This is a genomic window from Streptomyces sp. NPDC051913, from assembly GCF_044593635.1.
In the GTDB taxonomy this organism is placed as follows: Bacteria; Actinomycetota; Actinomycetes; order Streptomycetales; family Streptomycetaceae; genus Streptomyces.
The window spans coordinates 271,841-286,607 of sequence record NZ_JBIUCI010000006.1 but is presented as its reverse complement, the minus strand read 5'-3'; the positions used below and the strand labels follow the sequence as shown (position 1 = coordinate 286,607).

Below are 14,767 nucleotides of genomic sequence, written 5' to 3'. Positions count from 1 at the left end.
TCAGAATTCTTCGTACCGTCCCCGGCGGCCACGCCACAGCACCACCGCTGCCACCAGCAGGACTCCTCCGACACTGCCCGCCAGCGGGGCTGCCCAGTCTGACGTGTCGTCGGCCGTCTCGGGGGCATCGGGGCCCGAGCCGAAGTAGCGGTCCCCGTAGGCCGTCGACTTCAGGCCCTGCGGGTCGAGGCGGTCGGCGGCCTTGAGGGCGGCGGCGGGGTCGACGAAGCCGTAGCCGCGGGAGTCGTCGCGGCCGCCGACGGGGGCGTCGCGGGCCGTGTCCTCCAGGAGCTTCTTGACCTGCGCCGGGGTCAGGCCGGGGTGGGCCGCCTTGACGAGGGCGACGGCGCCGGAGACGAAGGCCGCCGCCGCGCTCGTACCCCAGCCCTCGTAGTACTTGTGGTCCGGGTCGGCGATGACGACGTCGTCGCCGGGGGCGGCGACCGTGGCGTACCAGCGGCGGGTGGAGAAGGAGGCGCGGGTGCCGTAGCGGTCGACGGCGGTCGCGGCGATGACGCCCGGGTAGGCGGCCGGGTAGGAGATGTGGTCGCCCTTCTCGCCGCCGTTGCCGGCCGAGGCGACGACGGTGACGCCCTTCTTCAGGGCGTACTGGACGGCCTCGTCCTCGGCGGGTTCGGGGTGGGCGGACTTGGAGTCGTCGCCCAGGGAGAGGTTGATGACGTCGGCGCCGTGGTCGGCGGCCCAGCGGATGCCCTCGGCGAGGGCGTTGCCGCGGGTGTTGCGGGCCTTGCCGCGGGCGGAGTCGCCGTCCTCCAGGATCACGCGGACGGGGAGGATTTTTGCCTCCGGGGCGATGCCCATGACGCCGTCGCCGTTGGCGTAGCCGTGTCCGTGGCCGGCGATGATGCCGGCCATCGCGGTGCCGTGGCGGGCCCAGGCGCGGTCGCCGCGGTCGGCTCCGAAGCCGACCATGTCCTTGCCTTCGAGGACGTTGCCGACGAGGTCGGGGTGGTCGTCCTCGACGCCGGTGTCGAGGACGGCGACGGTGACGCCCTTGCCCTTGGTGGTCTGCCAGGCCTCCTGGGTGTGCATGGCTTCGAGGGCCCACTGCTTGGCGCGTATGCCGTCGGCGTGCGCGGTGGTGGCCGGCACGAGGGCGAGGGAGGCGGCGAGGAGGGCGCTGACGACGCCGGCCCGGCGGGTGTGGGTGGCGGCGCTCACGAGGTCCTTTCCGTCCCCTCCGTGGCCGGGGAGCCGACGGTTCTGCGCAGGCCGCGTTCGACGCGGTCGGCGAGGCCCTGTGCCTCGTGGCCGAGGCCGGCCTGGGCGACGGCGGTGGTGGCGCCGGACTGCATGGCCGCGGCGGCGGCCTGCGGCTCGTCGACGGTTCGGCCGTCGGCCCAGCCGGAGACGGCGTAGACGACGACGGGAGCGTCGGTGAGGACGGAGATCGTCCAGGAGGCGCGCTGCTTGCCGCCGAAGTCGGCGGCGGCCGTGTCCTTCGCGGCGTACCCGTGGGGCATCAGGTCGGCCCGGGTGCCGAGGCCCTCCTTGGTGAAGCGGGTGTCGAGGGCGGTCATGCCGGCGACGTCGGCCTTGGTGAAGAGGAGACCGACGGTGGTGACATAGCTCTGGGTGGCGTCGGTGTAGGTCGCGCGCAGGAGACGGCTGCATCCGACGGGGGCGAGGGCCTTCTGCAGCAGCGGGTCGAAGGCGTCCTTGCAGCCGGTGTCCGCAGCGACGGCGATCCGCGTCCAGGTCCGGTCGGCGCCGCCGGGACCGGCGCCCTGGCCCTGCACGGTGGGCGGGAACAGCTGGTCCACGGGGACGCTGTGCCACAGCTCGGCGGCAGCGGCGAACGAGTCCTTCGCGCCCGCCGCGGCGGAGTCCCCGACGAGCCAACTCCCCGTCACCGCACCGCCGATGAGCCCGAGGCCGAGCACCAGGCAGACGGCCACGGCGGCGGTGCGCACGCCGGCCCGCACCGCCAGTGATCGCGGCCGGGCGTTCTCGTCGTAGCCCTCGGGCTCCCCGAACGACACGACGGGCCGCGCGGATCCGGTGGTGCTCCCGGGCGTCGTACCGGATGCCGGGCCTGAGGTCAGGGGGGCGCTCCAGGAGAGGGCGGGGTCGGGGTGGACGGAGGACGCGGTCCCGGACGCGGGCGGCCCGGGGGTGAGCGGGCTCCATCGCGTGTCCGGCTCGGATTCCCGCCGGGGTGCCCGCTCCGCGGGGATCGGGCGCAGACGGAACGTCGTCTCGGAGGGGCCTTCGGGGGGTGCGCCGGTACGTTGTGGCGGCGTCGTGGGTTCGGAAGGGCCTTCGGGGGATGCGCCCGTACGGCGTGGCGGCGTCGCGGGCCAGGGCGCCGGGGGCCGCTGCGCGGGACGCGGCGGCACGACCGTCGCGCTGCCCTCGGCGCTGTCGGTCGCCGGGGCCTCGCTCCCCGCGTCCCTGGTCCGCGACGCGTGGCCGGCCTTCGGCGGGGTGTCCGGGAACCGCGCGGAGGCGCGGGGCGGGGGCGGGGCCGAGCTGGTGGCGGGCGAGGTGCGCTCCGGGGCGGACGCGCGTGTGCTCGGTCGGCGGTCTCCGGTCGTGCCGGTGGCTTCCGCTGCACCCTTGTTCCGCGCGGCAGAGGGCTGATCGGAGCGCCGGGTCCCCTGCTCCGCCGTGGCGTCGTCGCCGATGGGCTCGGAGGTCGTCGGGGGCTCCGTGGGGCGGGGCGGCGCCGTGGGACGTGGGGGGATGGAGGCGTGCCGCGCTTCCGTGCTCATGCGCCCCCCGTTTCCCTCGTGCCCGGGCCTGTCGTCGTACGGGGGCGTCGGTCGCCCAGACGGACCCGTGCGGAGTGTGCCGTGGTTCCCCGCCCCCGGGCACGCATACCCGCGCGGGTGGCCCGGCATCCCGGCGCACCCTTCGTACGTGCGCGTCACTCTACGGCTTGTCCCTGGGCGAACGGGAACCAGTCCACGAGCCCGGGGCATCTGCCCGGAACGTCCCCCTACCCTGCGGTAATCCTGTCTGGCAGGCTTCGTTCATGACTGCGCGCGCCGCCGACCGGGCCCGTTACGACCGGGCCACCGCCCATCTCGCCGCCCCTCTCGCGATCGTGGATCTGGACGCCTTCGACGCCAACGCGGACGATCTCGTCCGCCGGGCGAACGGGAAGCCGATCCGGGTCGCCAGCAAGTCCGTGCGGTGCCGGGCGCTGCTCGAACGCGTCCTCGCCAGGGACGGCTTCGCCGGGATCATGTCGTTCACCCTCGCCGAGTCGCTGTGGCTGGCCCGGTCCGGGTTCGACGACGTCCTGCTCGCCTACCCGTCCGCGGACCGCTCCGGGTACGCCGAACTGACCTCCGACCCCAAGCTCGCCTCGGCCGTCGCCGTCATGGTCGACGACGTCGCCCAGCTCGATCTCATCGACCGCGCGCGGGACGGCGGACGTGAAGTCGTGCGGGTGTGCCTGGAGTTGGACACCTCGCTCAAGCTCCTCGGCGGCCGGGTGCGCGTCGGCGCGCTCCGCTCCCCGCTGCACTCCCCCGCCCAAGTCGCCGACCTGGCACGGGCGGTGGCCCGACGGCCCGGGTTCAAGGTCGTCGGGATCATGGCGTACGAGGGTCATATCGCCGGTGTGGGCGACTCCGTCGCCGGGCGGCCGTTCCGGTCCCGTGCCGTGCGGCTGATGCAGGCCACCGCGCGCAAGGAGCTCGCCGAGCGGCGGGCCGCGGTGGTGCGGGCGGTGCGGGCCGTGGTGCCGGACCTGGAGTTCGTCAACGGTGGCGGCACGGGCAGTGTGCAGACCACCGCGGCCGAGGACGCGGTCACCGAGATCGGTGCCGGGTCCGGGCTGTACGTCCCACGCCTGTTCGACAACTACACGTCCTTCGCCGGGCGTCCGGCCGCGCTCTTCGCGCAGCCCGTCGTACGGCGGCCCGGTGTGGGCGTCGTGACGGTCCTCGGCGGCGGGTATCCGGCCTCCGGTGCGCCCGGGCCCGACCGGCTCCCCGTGCCCTACCTCCCCGAGGGGCTGAAGTACGACCCCCAGGAGGGTCCCGGCGAGGTGCAGACGCCGCTGCTGGGCTCCCCCGCCGACGACCTGCTCATCGGCGACAAGGTGTGGTTCCGGCACGCGAAGGCCGGTGAGCTGTGCGAGCGGTTCGACGCGCTGCATCTCGTCGAGGGGGACGCGGTGACGGCGACCGTACCGACGTATCGCGGGGAAGGTCAGACCTTCCTGTAGGTCATCCCGTGGGGCCGATGCTGCTGCCCACCCCGCCGCCCGCCGTGTCGGCCGTGGACCGGATGCCCTTCGTGATCCGGTCCATGTCGGCGAGCGGCGGCCCGTCCTCGCCCGCGTCGAAGACGTAGCGCACGACGACGGGCGACTCGGTGCCCACGCTGGACTGGAAGGCGAGGGACTGCACGTAACCGCCGGGCCCCTCGGCGGTCCTGACGCGCCAGCGCACGTAATACCCCGCGCGGCCCGCCACCGCGACCGGCCCCGACTTCACCAGCTGGTGGGACTCGATGCCGCCGAAGGGCCGTTGGCCGACGAGGTCGCGGTCGTAGGCGGCGTCGGCGGCTTCGGAGATGTCGGCCTTGGCGAGGGCCTCGGGGGAGGTCTCGTCGTTGTCGGTGACCGTGCGGGAGATGACGAGGCCGTGCCGGCAGGTGCCGGGGTCGCCGGGGCAGTCGTAGGTGCCGTCGGTGGTCATGAGGATGTCGTCGTCGACCACGTACTGGGGCCGTACCCAGCCGTCGAGAAGCGGCACCGTGATGCCGTTGAGCTGGTCCTCGACCACGGCCGGGTCGTCCGCCGAGGGTTCGGTGGCGGACCGGGAGGGCGTCTCGCCGGTCGGTGCGTAGGTGGGGGTGACGGACTCGGTGACGGCCACGTCGACGCCGGAGTCCGCGCCGTCGTCGTCCTCGCGCAGGACGAACGCGCCCGTGACGATCGCGGCGACCAGGACCACCCCGGCGGTCGTGAGGGCGATCGCCTTGGCCCGCCCCGAGTCGCCGTCGGCGGTGGCCGGCACCGACGGGCCCGGGAGTGCGGGCTCACGCCGGTGCTCGGTCCACGCGGTGCCGTCCCACCAGCGCTCCAGGTGCGGGGCGTGGGGGTCGCGGAACCAGCCGGGCGGGGGCGTCATGCTCATCCCGGCACTGTAGGCCGCGGTCTACAGCGGCGTGACGTAAGCCCCGGAGATTCCGCCGTCGACCAGGAAGTCGCTGGCGTTGACGAAGGAGGAGTCGTCGCTGGCCAGGAAGGCGACGGCGGCGGCGATCTCCTCGGCCTCGGCGAACCGGCCGACGGGGATGTGGACGAGGCGGCGGGCGGCCCGCTCGGGGTCCTTGGCGAACAGCTCCTGGAGGAGCGGGGTGTTGACCGGGCCCGGGCACAGGGCGTTCACGCGGATGCCCTCCCGTGCGAACTGCACGCCCAGCTCACGGGACATGGCCAGGACGCCGCCCTTGGAGGCGGTGTACGAGATCTGCGAGGTGGCCGCGCCCATCCTCGCCACGAACGACGCCGTGTTGATGATCGAGCCCTTGCCCTGCTGCCGCATATAGGGGATGGCCGCCTTGCAGCACAGGTACACGGAGGTGAGGTTGACCTCCTGGACGCGCTTCCAGGCCTCCAGCCCGGTCTCCAGGATGGAATCGTCGTCGGGCGGAGAGATGCCCGCGTTGTTGAAGGCGACGTCGACGCTGCCGTAGGTGTCGTACGCCGTCTTGAACAGCGCCTCGACCTGCTCGGCGTCGGTGACGTCGACCTTCACGAAGAGGCCGCCGACCTCGTCCGCGGCGGCCTTGCCGCGGGCCTCGTCGACGTCCGCGCAGACGACATGGGCGCCTTCGGAGGCGAGGCGGCGGGCGGTGGCGAGGCCGATGCCGCTGCCGGCGCCGGTGATGACGGCGGTGCGGCCGACCAGGCGGCGGCAGACGATTTCCTCGGTGGATGAGGTCACTGTGCGGGGCCCTCCGTGCTGATGAAGACGTTCTTGGTTTCGGTGAAGGCGGCGAGGGCGTCCGGGCCGAGCTCACGGCCGACACCGGACTGCTTGTAGCCGCCGAAGGGGGTCCAGTAGCGGACGCTGGAGTGGGAGTTGACGGACAGGTTCCCGGCCCTGACCCCCTGGGAGACGCGGAGCGCGCGGCCGACGTCCCGGGTCCAGATGGAGCCGGAGAGGCCGTACGGGGTGTCGTTGGCGAGGCGGATCGCGTCCTCCTCGTCGGTGAAGGGCAGGAGTACGGCGACCGGGCCGAAGATCTCCTCGCGGGCCGCCTCGGAGTCGTGCCGCTCCCCCGTGAGGACGGTCGGCGGGAACCAGAAGCCCGGCCCCTCGGGGGCGCTGCCGCGCAGGGCCGGGGCGTCGTCCGGCACGAACGACCGTACGCGGTCGAGCTGCTGACGGGAGATCAGCGGGCCCATCTGGGTCTTCTCGTCGGCCGGATCGCCCACGACCACGGCGGCCAGCGCGTCGGCCAGCAGCTCGCGAACCTCGTCGTACACGGAATCCTGCACCAGGATGCGGGTGCGGGCGCAGCAGTCCTGGCCGGCGTTGTCGAGGAAGGAGAAGGGGTCGACGGCGGTCTTGAGGTCGGCGTCGGCGAAGACGACGTTGGGGCTCTTGCCGCCGAGTTCGAGGGTGACCGGCTTGACCTGGTCGGCGCAGAGCGCCATGACGCGCTTGCCGGTCCGGGTGGAGCCGGTGAAGACGACCTTGGCGATGCCGGGCTGCCGCACGAGGGACTCACCCGCGATGTGCCCGAGTCCAGGCACCACCTGGAAGAGGTTCTCCGGGAGCCCTGCCTCCAGGGCGAGTTCGGCGAGACGGAGGGCGGTCAACGGCGTCGTCTCGGCGGGCTTGAGGACGACGGCGTTGCCTGCCGCGAGGGCCGGCGCGGTACCCCAGGCCGCGATCGGCATGGGGAAGTTCCAGGGCGCGATGACGCCGACGACGCCCAGGGGTTCGAGGAGGGTGACGTCGAGACCGCCGGGCACGGGGATCTGGCGGCCCGCGAGCCGCTCCACGCCACCGGCGGCGTAGTCGAGCAGGTCGCGCACATTGCCCGCTTCCCAGCGGGCGTTGCCGAGGGTGTGGCCGGCTTCCCGGACCTCCAACCGGGCGAGTTCCTCGACGTGTTCGTCGACGACGACGGCGAACCGGCGCAGCAGTCTGGCCCGGTCGGCGGGCGCGACGGCCGCCCACGCGCGCTGCGCCAGGCCGGCGCGGTGGACGGCGGCGTTCACGTCCTGCTCGACGGCGCCCGGGACGGTCGCGATCACCTCTTCCGTCGCGGGGTTGAGGATGTCCAGTTCATACGGTTGTGACAAGAGATGCCTCACAGACGTTCGAAGGAGCGGCGCAGCTCCCAGTCGGTCACCGCGGCGTCGAAGGCGTCCAGCTCGACGCGCGCCATGTTGCGGTAGTGGGCCACGACCTCGTCGCCGAAGGCGGCCTTGGCGATGGGGCTGTTCTCCCACAGCTCGGCGGCCTCGCGGAGGGTGGTGGGAACGTGGGCGTACTCGGCGGTGTAGGCGTTGCCCGCACAGGCGTCGGGCAGCTCCAGTTTCTGCTCGATGCCGTGCAGCCCGGCGGCGACGAGGCCCGCGACCGCCAGGTACGGGTTGACGTCACCGCCCGGGAGCCGGTTCTCGAAGCGCATCGAACGGCCGTGGCCGACGACCCGCAGCGCGCAGGTCCGGTTGTCGTGCCCCCAGGCGACGGCGGTCGGGGCGAAGGAACCGGGCTGGAAGCGCTTGTACGAGTTGATGTTGGGCGCGTAGAGCAGGGAGAAGTCCCTGAGGGCGGCCAGCTGCCCGGCGAGGAAGTGCCGCATGACCTCCGACATGCCGCCGTTCTCGGCCATGGCGTTGTTGCCGGCGGCGTCCGCGAGGGAGAGGTGGATGTGGCAGGAGTTGCCCTCGCGCTCGTTGTACTTGGCCATGAAGGTGATCGAGACGCCCTCCTGGGCGGCGATCTCCTTGGTGCCGGTCTTGTAGATGGCGTGCTGGTCGCAGGTGACCACCGCGTCGTCGTAGCGGAAGGCGATCTCGTGCTGCCCCGGGTTGCACTCGCCCTTGGCGGACTCGACGGTCAGTCCGGCGCCCGCCATCTCGTTGCGGATCCGGCGGAGCAGCGGTTCGATCCGGCCGGTCCCCAGCACCGAGTAGTCGATGTTGTACTGGTTCGCCGGTGTGAGCCCCCGGTAGTTGCTGTCCCAGGCCTGTTCGTAGGTGTCCTTGAAGACGATGAACTCCAGCTCGGTGCCGACCTGGGCGGTGTACCCGTGCTCGGCGAGCCGCTCCAGCTGGCGGCGGAGGATCTGCCGGGGCGCGGCGACGACCGGGGAGCCGTCCTCCCAGGCGAGGTCGGCGATGAGCATGGCGGTGCCGGCGTTCCAGGGCACGCGGCGCAGGGTGCTCAGATCGGGGTGCATGGCGAAGTCGCCGTAGCCCCGGTCCCAGGACGACATGGCGTACCCGTCGACGGTGTTCATCTCGGTGTCCACGGCCAGGAGGTAGTTGCAGCCCTCGGTGCCGTGGTGGAGTACCTCGTCGAGGAAGAAGCGGGCGGCGAACCGCTTGCCCTGGAGTCTTCCCTGCATGTCGGGAAAGGCCAGGACGACGGTGTCGATCTCACCGCTCGCGACGAGGGCGTGCAGCTCCTCGACGCTCAGCGGGGCTGTGCGGTCTGCCACGGGAACGCTCCTTCGGCTTCTTCGCGCTTTTTCGGCCGGGCCGGAAGCCATAAGGTATTGCGGAGAACCATTGCTTGGGAAGGGGGTGCGGCGGGATGTCGCTGGATCCGGAGGGCGGTCCGGAGGGCCGCCTTGAGGACCGTCTGACGCCGGTGCTGCGGCCGGTGCGGGCGGGCAACGGGTTCGAGGAGGCGCTGGAGCAGATCCTCCAGGTCGTACGGCTCGGTCTGGTGCCGGGGGGCGAGCGGCTGCCGGCCGAGCGGGAGCTGGCGGAGCGGCTCGGGATCAGCCGGGTGACGCTGCGCGAGGTGCTGAAGGTGCTTCAGGACCAGGGGCTGGTCGAGTCGCGGCGCGGGCGGTACGGCGGCACGTTCGTGCTGCCGCGCGCGGACGCGGGCGACCTCGGCGAGGGCGAGCTGCGGCGGCGGATCGCCGAGGTCGACATCGAGGACGTGCTCCGCTTCCGGGAGGTGCTGGAGGTCGGGGCGGCGGGCCTGTGTGCGGCACACGGTCTGACCGACGAGCAGGCGGACCGCCTGCGCGAGGCCCTCGCCAGGACCCAGGACGCGCCACTGCCGGACTACCGACGCCTGGACACCCTCCTGCACCTCACGCTGGCCGAGCTGTGCGGTTCGCCGACGCTGACGGCGCAGTACGCGGCGGTACGGGCCACGGTGAACGACCTGCTGGACTGCATCCCGCTCCTGGTGCGGAACCTGGAGCACTCGCAGCGTCAGCACAGCGCGCTGGTGGAGGCGGTCCTCGACGGGGACGCGGACGGGGCGCGGGAGATGATGCGGGAGCACTGCGCGGGGACGGCGGCGCTGCTGAGGGGGTTCCTGGCGTAGGACTGTGACCGGCGTGGTCTTGCCGTACGCGGCTCGGCTCGGCAAAGGTATGACGGCAATCCATTGCGGGGAGCTGGAGGACTACATATGGCGGGCAGGCCGCTGATCGGCATCAGTACGTATCTGGAGGCCGGGGCACGCTGGGGCGTGTGGGAGTTGGAGGCGGCGCTGCTGCCCGCCGGGTACCCGCGCCTGGTGCAGCGGGCGGGCGGGCTGGTGGCGATGCTGCCGCCGGACGCGCCGGAGCACGCCGCCGCGACCGTGGCCCGCCTGGACGGCCTGGTGATAGCGGGCGGTCCGGACGTGGAGCCGGTCCACTACGGCGCCGAGCGCGAGCCCCGCACCGGCCCGCCCGCGCGGGAACGGGACGCGTGGGAGCTGGCGTTGATCGACGCGGCCCTGGCGGCGGGGATACCGCTCCTGGGGATCTGCCGTGGCATGCAACTGCTGAACGTCGCCGTCGGCGGCACCCTCGTCCAGCACATCGACGGGCACGCGGAGGTGGTCGGCGTGTTCGGACGGCACGGGGTGAAGCCGGTGCCGGGGACGCTGTACGCCGATGCGGTGCCGGAGGAGACGTCGGTACCGACGTATCACCACCAGGCCGTGGACCGCCTCGGCGCCGGTCTGGTGGCGTCGGCGCACGCTGCGGACGGGACGGTGGAGGCGGTGGAACTGCCGTCCGCCGCCGGGTGGGTGCTGGGGGTGCAGTGGCATCCGGAGATGGGTGAGGATCTGCGGGTGGTGCGGGCGCTGGTCACAGCCGCTTCCTGAGCCACTCCGACGCCGCCTCGCCCTGGGCGCGCTGGAAGGCGCGGACGGTGGGGATGCCGGGCGGCGGGGGTTGCAGACCGCGGTGGACGAAGTAGCCGGCGAGGCCCGCGAGGGCCACGGTGACCGCGTCCGGGTCGGCGGCACGGCCCAGGGGGTGGGTACGGAACAACTCCTCGGGGTCCGGGCCGCCCTGGGCCCTGACGCAGGGGAGCATCAGCAGCAGGTCGAGCCAGGGTGCGCCGCGGACGACGTGCGGCCAGTCGACGAAGACGACGCGGTCGTCGTCGGTGAGCAGCATGTTGTCGGCGCGGAGATCGCCGTGGGCGAGGGTGTCGCCGGCGACGGCCTCGGGCCAGGGGGCGGCGAGTTCGGCGAGGTACGGGAGACGGGCCGCGACCCAGGGATCGAGCGCCTCGGGCGTGGGCTGGTCGAGGAGCCGCCGCCAGCCGTCGAACTGGTCGGCGAGGGACTCGGCGGCGAGGGGTGCGTCGGGTACGGGGGCCGGGGTGAGGGCGTGCGAGAGCTCACCGACGGCATCCAGGACGCGCCTCAACTCCGGTTGCCGCCAGGGGACGTGGGGCTGACGCCCCTCGACGTCCTCGAGTACCAGAACCATCCAGGTGCCGTCGTCGTGAGTGCCGAGGAGGCGGGGTGCGGGGACGGCGGACGGGAGCGCGGCGGTGTGCCGGGCTTCCCGGCGGTGGAACACCGGGCTGGTCGCGTTGACCTGCGCGCTGACCGCCTTCACGAAGGCGCGGTGGCCGTGGGCGGTACGGAGCCGGGCGGCCGTGCCCGGGGAGAATCCGCCGGGTTGGGTGGTGGCGTGGACGACGGGGGCGCCGAGGATGTCGGCGACGGCGGCGTGGACGTGGGGCGGGAGGTGTTCCCAGGGGGTGCGGACGCCTGCGGCGGGCGGGGCGGTGGGGGCCATGGAAGGCATGGTGCGGGTCGGGGGCGGTGACGCACCAAGGATTTTCGCCCCTGCCGCCCCTACCCCCGCGTCAACGACAACAACTCCCGCGCCGGCCCCACCGGCCGATGCCCCGTCGGCCATACCGCCCGCAGATCACGGGCCAGGGAGACGCCCTCCACCGGTACCGCCACCAACCTCCGCATCGCCAGCTCCTCCCCCACCGCCAGTTCGCTGAGTACCGCCGGCCCCGCCCCGCTCACCGCCGCCGCCTTCACCGCCGTGGTGGACGACAGCTCGATCAGCGGCCGCGCCAGGCCGCCCAGCGCGGTGTCCAGGACCTGCCGCGTTCCCGACCCCTTCTCCCGCAGGATCAGCGGCGTCGACGCCAACTCCTCGGCGGCCAGCGGGCGTCGTCGGCAGGCCCAGGGGTGGGCCGGGGCGGTGACGACGATGAGGCGGTCATGGGCGATGACGACCGAGTCGAGGCCGGTCGGGACCGTCAGCCCCTCCACGAAGCCCAGGTCCGCCTCGTCGGTCAGCAGGCGTTCCGCGACCGCCGCGGAGTTGCCCGCCAGCAACGACACAGCGGTGTCGGGGCGTTGGGCGCGCAGGGCGAGCAGCCAGCCCGGCAGCAGATACTCGGCGATCGTCATGCTCGCCGCCACCCTCAGCCGGGAGTCACGCCGGTCACGCAGCGCCTGCGCCCCCGCGTCGAACGCCTCCGCCGCCTCCACGATCCGCCGCGCCCAGTCCGTGACCAGCGCCCCGGCGTCCGTCAGCCGCGAACCGCGGGGCGAGCGGTCCACCAGCGCCACGCCGAGTTGCCGTTCCATGGAGCGGATGCGGCTGCTGGCCGCGGGCTGGGTGATGCCGACCTCGCGGGCCGCCGCACCGAGACTGCCGAGCCGCGCCACCGCCAGCAGCAGCTCCAGCGCCCCCAGGTCAGGGACTCTGTGTGCCAGCGTGCCGGTGACCGTTCCCTCACTGCTCATAAGCCCAGTTTATGTCCTCATAGAGACATCGTCCCTGGTGGGGAGCGCCGAGCCACGCGACGCTCGAAGCATGGTCACCGCAGCCCAGCCCCTCCTCACCACCCGTGCCACCGCACGACCCCCGCGCGCCACAGCCGTCCGTCACCTCGGACCGAACTGGTACGCCACCGTCATGGGCACCGCCATCGTCGCCACCGCCGGAGCCGGGCTGCCCGTCTCCGTGCCCGGTCTGCGCACCGCCCTCACCGGCGTCTGGGCGTTCTCCCTCGTCCTGCTCCTCACCCTCCTCGGCGCCCGCGCCCTGCACTGGGCCCACCATCGCGACCAAGCCCGCGCCCATCTGCTCGACCCGGCGATGGCCCCCTTCTACGGCTGTCCGGCCATGGCCCTGCTCGCCGTCGGCGGCGGTGCCCTCACCGTCGGCGTCGACTGGATCGGCACCGAGGCGGCGGTGGCACTGGACGCCGTGCTGTTCACCACCGGAACGGCCGTCGGGCTCGCGGCCGCCGTCGCCGTCCCCTATCTGATGGCCGTACGCCATCGCATCGAGCCGGGACAGGCGACCCCCGTGTGGCTGCTGCCCCTCGTCGCGCCCATGGTGTCCGCGGCGCTCGGCCCGCTCCTCGTGCCCCATCTCCCGGCGGGTCAGGCGCAGGAGACCCTGCTGCTCGCCTGCGTCGCCCTGTTCGGGGTCTCGCTGCTCGCGACGCTGCTCATGCTGCCCCTCGTCTTCGGCCGGCTGATCACGGGCGGGCCGCTGCCGCTCGCCCTCACCCCGACCCTGTTCCTCGTCCTGGGTCCGCTCGGGCAGTCCACCACCGCGGTCAACAAGTTCGCGGACGTCGCCCCCGGTGTCGTGCCGGACCCGTACAGCGGTGGTTTCTCGGTTCTCGCCGTGCTCTACGGCGTCCCCGTCATGGGGTTCGCGCTGCTCTGGTTCGCGCTCGCGGTCGCGCACGTCGTGCGGGCCCGCCGGGCGGGGATGGGGTTCGCGATGACCTGGTGGGCGTTCACGTTCCCGGTCGGGACCTGTGTCACCGGGGCGGAGGGGCTGGCCCGGCACACCGGACTGGTCGTCCTCGACGGGCTCGCGGTCGGGCTGTACGTGGTCCTCCTCGCCGCCTGGGGTGTCGCCGCCCTGCACACCGTACGGGGGCTCGTCAGCGGTGAGCTGCTCGCAGGGCCTCGGTCAGGACCCGTGGCGCTTCCCGGAGGGACGGGCCGTACCAGGTGAGGTGACGGCCGCTGACCAGCGCGGCCGGGATCCCCGCGAACGCCTCCGGGCCGTCGTCCGCGGTGAAGCGGTACGGCTCGTCCGGGAGGACCACCAGGTCCGGTCGCCTCGCCCGCAACGCGTCGAGGGGGATGCGGGGATAGCGGTCGGGGTGCGTCGCGTACAGGTGGTCCACGCCCAGGCGGGCCAGCACGTCGCCCGCGAACGTGTCCCGGCCCAGCACCATCCAGGGGCGGCGCCAGATCGGCACGACCGCCGTCTCCCGAACCGTCGGAGGCGGCCCCGACCAGGCCTCCTCCGCCTCGTCCAGCCAGCGCGGCCGTCCCCGCGCCCCGCACGCCGTCAGCACGCGGGCCAGCTCCCGGAAGGCCTGTGGCACGTCCCGCACCTCGGTCACCTGGACCTCGACGCCCGCCGCGCGCAGGGCCGCCAGGTCGGGGGCGCGGTTCTCCTCCTCGTTGGCGATCACGAGGTCGGGGGCGAGGGCGAGGACGCCGTCGAGGTCGGGGTTCTTCGTACCGCCGATCCGCGTCACGTCCAGCTCCGCCGGATGCGTGCACCAGTCGGTGGCGCCGACCAGGGCGCCGGGGACGGTCTCGGCCACCGCCTCCGTGAGGGACGGGACCAGGGACACGACCCTCACTGACGTGGCCGGTCCTGGACCGCCTCGATGTGTTCGGCCACCGCGACGACGACCACCCGGGTGTCGGACACGGTCGCCCGCCAGCGGTGCCGCACCCCGCCGGTGAGGTAGAGGGTGTCGCCCCGGCCGAGCCGGTAGGCCCGGCCCTCCGCCTCGATCTCCACGGCGCCGTCGGCGACGTACATCAACTGGTCGTTGCGGTACTGGAATTCACGCCGGGCGTCATGGTCGCCGGTGAACTCCTGGGCGTGCATCTGATGGTGACCGCGCACCAGGGAACGCACCCGGGGCTGGGGTTCCGCCTCCGCGCAGTCGGCGCGCACGACGTCGACGCTGCACGCCGGGTCGGCGGCGGCGAGGAGTTCGACGGCGGTGGTGCGCAGGGCGTCGGCGACCTTCTCCAGGGAGCTGCGGCTGGGGCGGGCCCGTTCGTTCTCGATCTGGCTCAGGAAGGGGACCGACAGGCCGCTGCGTTCGGCCACGACGGCGAGGGTGAGTTCCAGCGCGCGACGCCGCCGCCGTACGGCCGCGCCCACCCGCAGGGGCTGTTCTTTGTGGTCGCCCATCGCTCCGGCTCCCTCCTTCGCTCGTCGCTCGGCACCCGTTGCTGAACATGTCTCTGTCGAGTTGTCTGCACCCTACGCATGTTCGGCAAACCGTTTCATGCGCCCGTCACATTGCCGTAAGCCGGGAGCG

General features: G+C 73.2%; 14 protein-coding genes. 4 read left to right on the top strand and 10 right to left on the bottom strand.

All coding sequences use genetic code 11. The annotated features are described in order from the left end of the window. Window positions 1-1,182, bottom strand: coding sequence for a type VII secretion-associated serine protease mycosin (gene mycP / locus ACIHIX_RS20605; protein ID WP_399958004.1), 1,182 nt, complete (start codon window positions 1,180-1,182; stop codon window positions 1-3). After that, complete coding sequence (locus ACIHIX_RS20600; RefSeq protein ID WP_399958001.1) at window positions 1,179-2,735, bottom strand: hypothetical protein; 1,557 nt, start codon at window positions 2,733-2,735, stop codon at window positions 1,179-1,181. Before ACIHIX_RS20600 ends, mycP begins: the two co-directional genes overlap by 4 nt. A gap of 263 nt (window positions 2,736-2,998) precedes the next feature. On the opposite strand from ACIHIX_RS20600, the gene ACIHIX_RS20595 reads away from it, so the two are divergent. Next, window positions 2,999-4,201, top strand: coding sequence for an amino acid deaminase/aldolase (locus tag ACIHIX_RS20595; protein ID WP_399957998.1), 1,203 nt, complete (start codon window positions 2,999-3,001; stop codon window positions 4,199-4,201). Between the two features lies 1 nt (window position 4,202). Here ACIHIX_RS20595 and ACIHIX_RS20590 read toward each other — a convergent pair whose 3' ends face one another. Genes ACIHIX_RS20590 through ACIHIX_RS20575 form a run of 4 tightly spaced genes read right to left on the bottom strand, consistent with a single transcriptional unit; the run spans window position 4,203 to window position 8,667 of the window. After that, a complete protein-coding gene (locus ACIHIX_RS20590) occupies window positions 4,203-5,111 on the bottom strand; it encodes a DUF2510 domain-containing protein (protein WP_399958573.1) in 909 nt (302 codons plus the stop codon). Window positions 5,112-5,138: 27 nt separating this feature from the next. Further along, window positions 5,139-5,930, bottom strand: a complete 792-nt coding sequence (locus ACIHIX_RS20585) for a 3-oxoacyl-ACP reductase (protein WP_399957995.1) — start codon at window positions 5,928-5,930, stop codon at window positions 5,139-5,141. Next, the gene (locus tag ACIHIX_RS20580) at window positions 5,927-7,300 is read right to left on the bottom strand and encodes an aldehyde dehydrogenase family protein (protein ID WP_399957992.1); all 1,374 of its coding nucleotides are present in this window, start codon (window positions 7,298-7,300) and stop codon (window positions 5,927-5,929) included. The genes ACIHIX_RS20585 and ACIHIX_RS20580 overlap by 4 nt, the downstream gene beginning before the upstream one ends. 8 nt (window positions 7,301-7,308) lie before the next feature. Next, window positions 7,309-8,667, bottom strand: coding sequence for a glutamine synthetase family protein (locus ACIHIX_RS20575; RefSeq protein WP_399957989.1), 1,359 nt, complete (start codon window positions 8,665-8,667; stop codon window positions 7,309-7,311). Between the two features lie 95 nt (window positions 8,668-8,762). Here ACIHIX_RS20575 and ACIHIX_RS20570 point away from each other — a divergent pair, with 95 nt between their 5' ends. Then, window positions 8,763-9,515 (top strand): FadR/GntR family transcriptional regulator, encoded by a 753-nt coding sequence (locus tag ACIHIX_RS20570; RefSeq protein WP_399957986.1) that lies wholly within the window; start codon window positions 8,763-8,765, stop codon window positions 9,513-9,515. A gap of 87 nt (window positions 9,516-9,602) precedes the next feature. Then, complete coding sequence (locus ACIHIX_RS20565; RefSeq protein ID WP_399957983.1) at window positions 9,603-10,289, top strand: gamma-glutamyl-gamma-aminobutyrate hydrolase family protein; 687 nt, start codon at window positions 9,603-9,605, stop codon at window positions 10,287-10,289. Here ACIHIX_RS20565 and ACIHIX_RS20560 read toward each other — a convergent pair. Together ACIHIX_RS20560 and ACIHIX_RS20555 are read right to left on the bottom strand one after the other, a co-directional pair. After that, entirely contained in the window at window positions 10,273-11,220 is a 948-nt protein-coding gene (locus ACIHIX_RS20560; protein WP_399957980.1) for a phosphotransferase family protein, read from the bottom strand. The genes ACIHIX_RS20565 and ACIHIX_RS20560 overlap by 17 nt on opposite strands. A 59-nt stretch (window positions 11,221-11,279) precedes the next feature. Beyond that, window positions 11,280-12,194, bottom strand: coding sequence for a LysR family transcriptional regulator (locus ACIHIX_RS20555; RefSeq protein ID WP_399957977.1), 915 nt, complete (start codon window positions 12,192-12,194; stop codon window positions 11,280-11,282). A 70-nt stretch (window positions 12,195-12,264) separates the two neighbouring features. Between ACIHIX_RS20555 and ACIHIX_RS20550 the strand changes: the two genes are divergently transcribed. Then, the gene (locus ACIHIX_RS20550) at window positions 12,265-13,428 is read left to right on the top strand and encodes a TDT family transporter (protein ID WP_399957974.1); all 1,164 of its coding nucleotides are present in this window, start codon (window positions 12,265-12,267) and stop codon (window positions 13,426-13,428) included. On the opposite strand, the gene ACIHIX_RS20545 is transcribed toward ACIHIX_RS20550, so the two are convergent. Both ACIHIX_RS20545 and ACIHIX_RS20540 read right to left on the bottom strand, forming a co-directional pair. Beyond that, window positions 13,355-14,071, bottom strand: coding sequence for a helical backbone metal receptor (locus ACIHIX_RS20545; RefSeq protein WP_399957971.1), 717 nt, complete (start codon window positions 14,069-14,071; stop codon window positions 13,355-13,357). The two genes, ACIHIX_RS20550 and ACIHIX_RS20545, sit on opposite strands and share 74 nt — an antisense overlap. After that, entirely contained in the window at window positions 14,068-14,637 is a 570-nt protein-coding gene (locus ACIHIX_RS20540) for a helix-turn-helix domain-containing protein (protein WP_399957968.1), read from the bottom strand. Before ACIHIX_RS20540 ends, ACIHIX_RS20545 begins: the two co-directional genes overlap by 4 nt. Window positions 14,638-14,767: the final 130 nt, after the last annotated feature.

Coding starts and splice junctions, on each gene's coding strand:
- ACIHIX_RS20565 (WP_399957983.1), top strand. CDS start 9,603: ATGGCGGGCAGGCCGCTGATCGGCATCAGTACGTATCTGGAGGCCGGG.
- ACIHIX_RS20555 (WP_399957977.1), bottom strand. CDS start 12,194: ATGAGCAGTGAGGGAACGGTCACCGGCACGCTGGCACACAGAGTCCCT.
- ACIHIX_RS20540 (WP_399957968.1), bottom strand. CDS start 14,637: ATGGGCGACCACAAAGAACAGCCCCTGCGGGTGGGCGCGGCCGTACGG.
- ACIHIX_RS20595 (WP_399957998.1), top strand. CDS start 2,999: ATGACTGCGCGCGCCGCCGACCGGGCCCGTTACGACCGGGCCACCGCC.
- ACIHIX_RS20570 (WP_399957986.1), top strand. CDS start 8,763: ATGTCGCTGGATCCGGAGGGCGGTCCGGAGGGCCGCCTTGAGGACCGT.
- ACIHIX_RS20590 (WP_399958573.1), bottom strand. CDS start 5,111: ATGACGCCCCCGCCCGGCTGGTTCCGCGACCCCCACGCCCCGCACCTG.
- ACIHIX_RS20560 (WP_399957980.1), bottom strand. CDS start 11,220: ATGGCCCCCACCGCCCCGCCCGCCGCAGGCGTCCGCACCCCCTGGGAA.
- ACIHIX_RS20600 (WP_399958001.1), bottom strand. CDS start 2,735: ATGAGCACGGAAGCGCGGCACGCCTCCATCCCCCCACGTCCCACGGCG.
- ACIHIX_RS20550 (WP_399957974.1), top strand. CDS start 12,265: ATGGTCACCGCAGCCCAGCCCCTCCTCACCACCCGTGCCACCGCACGA.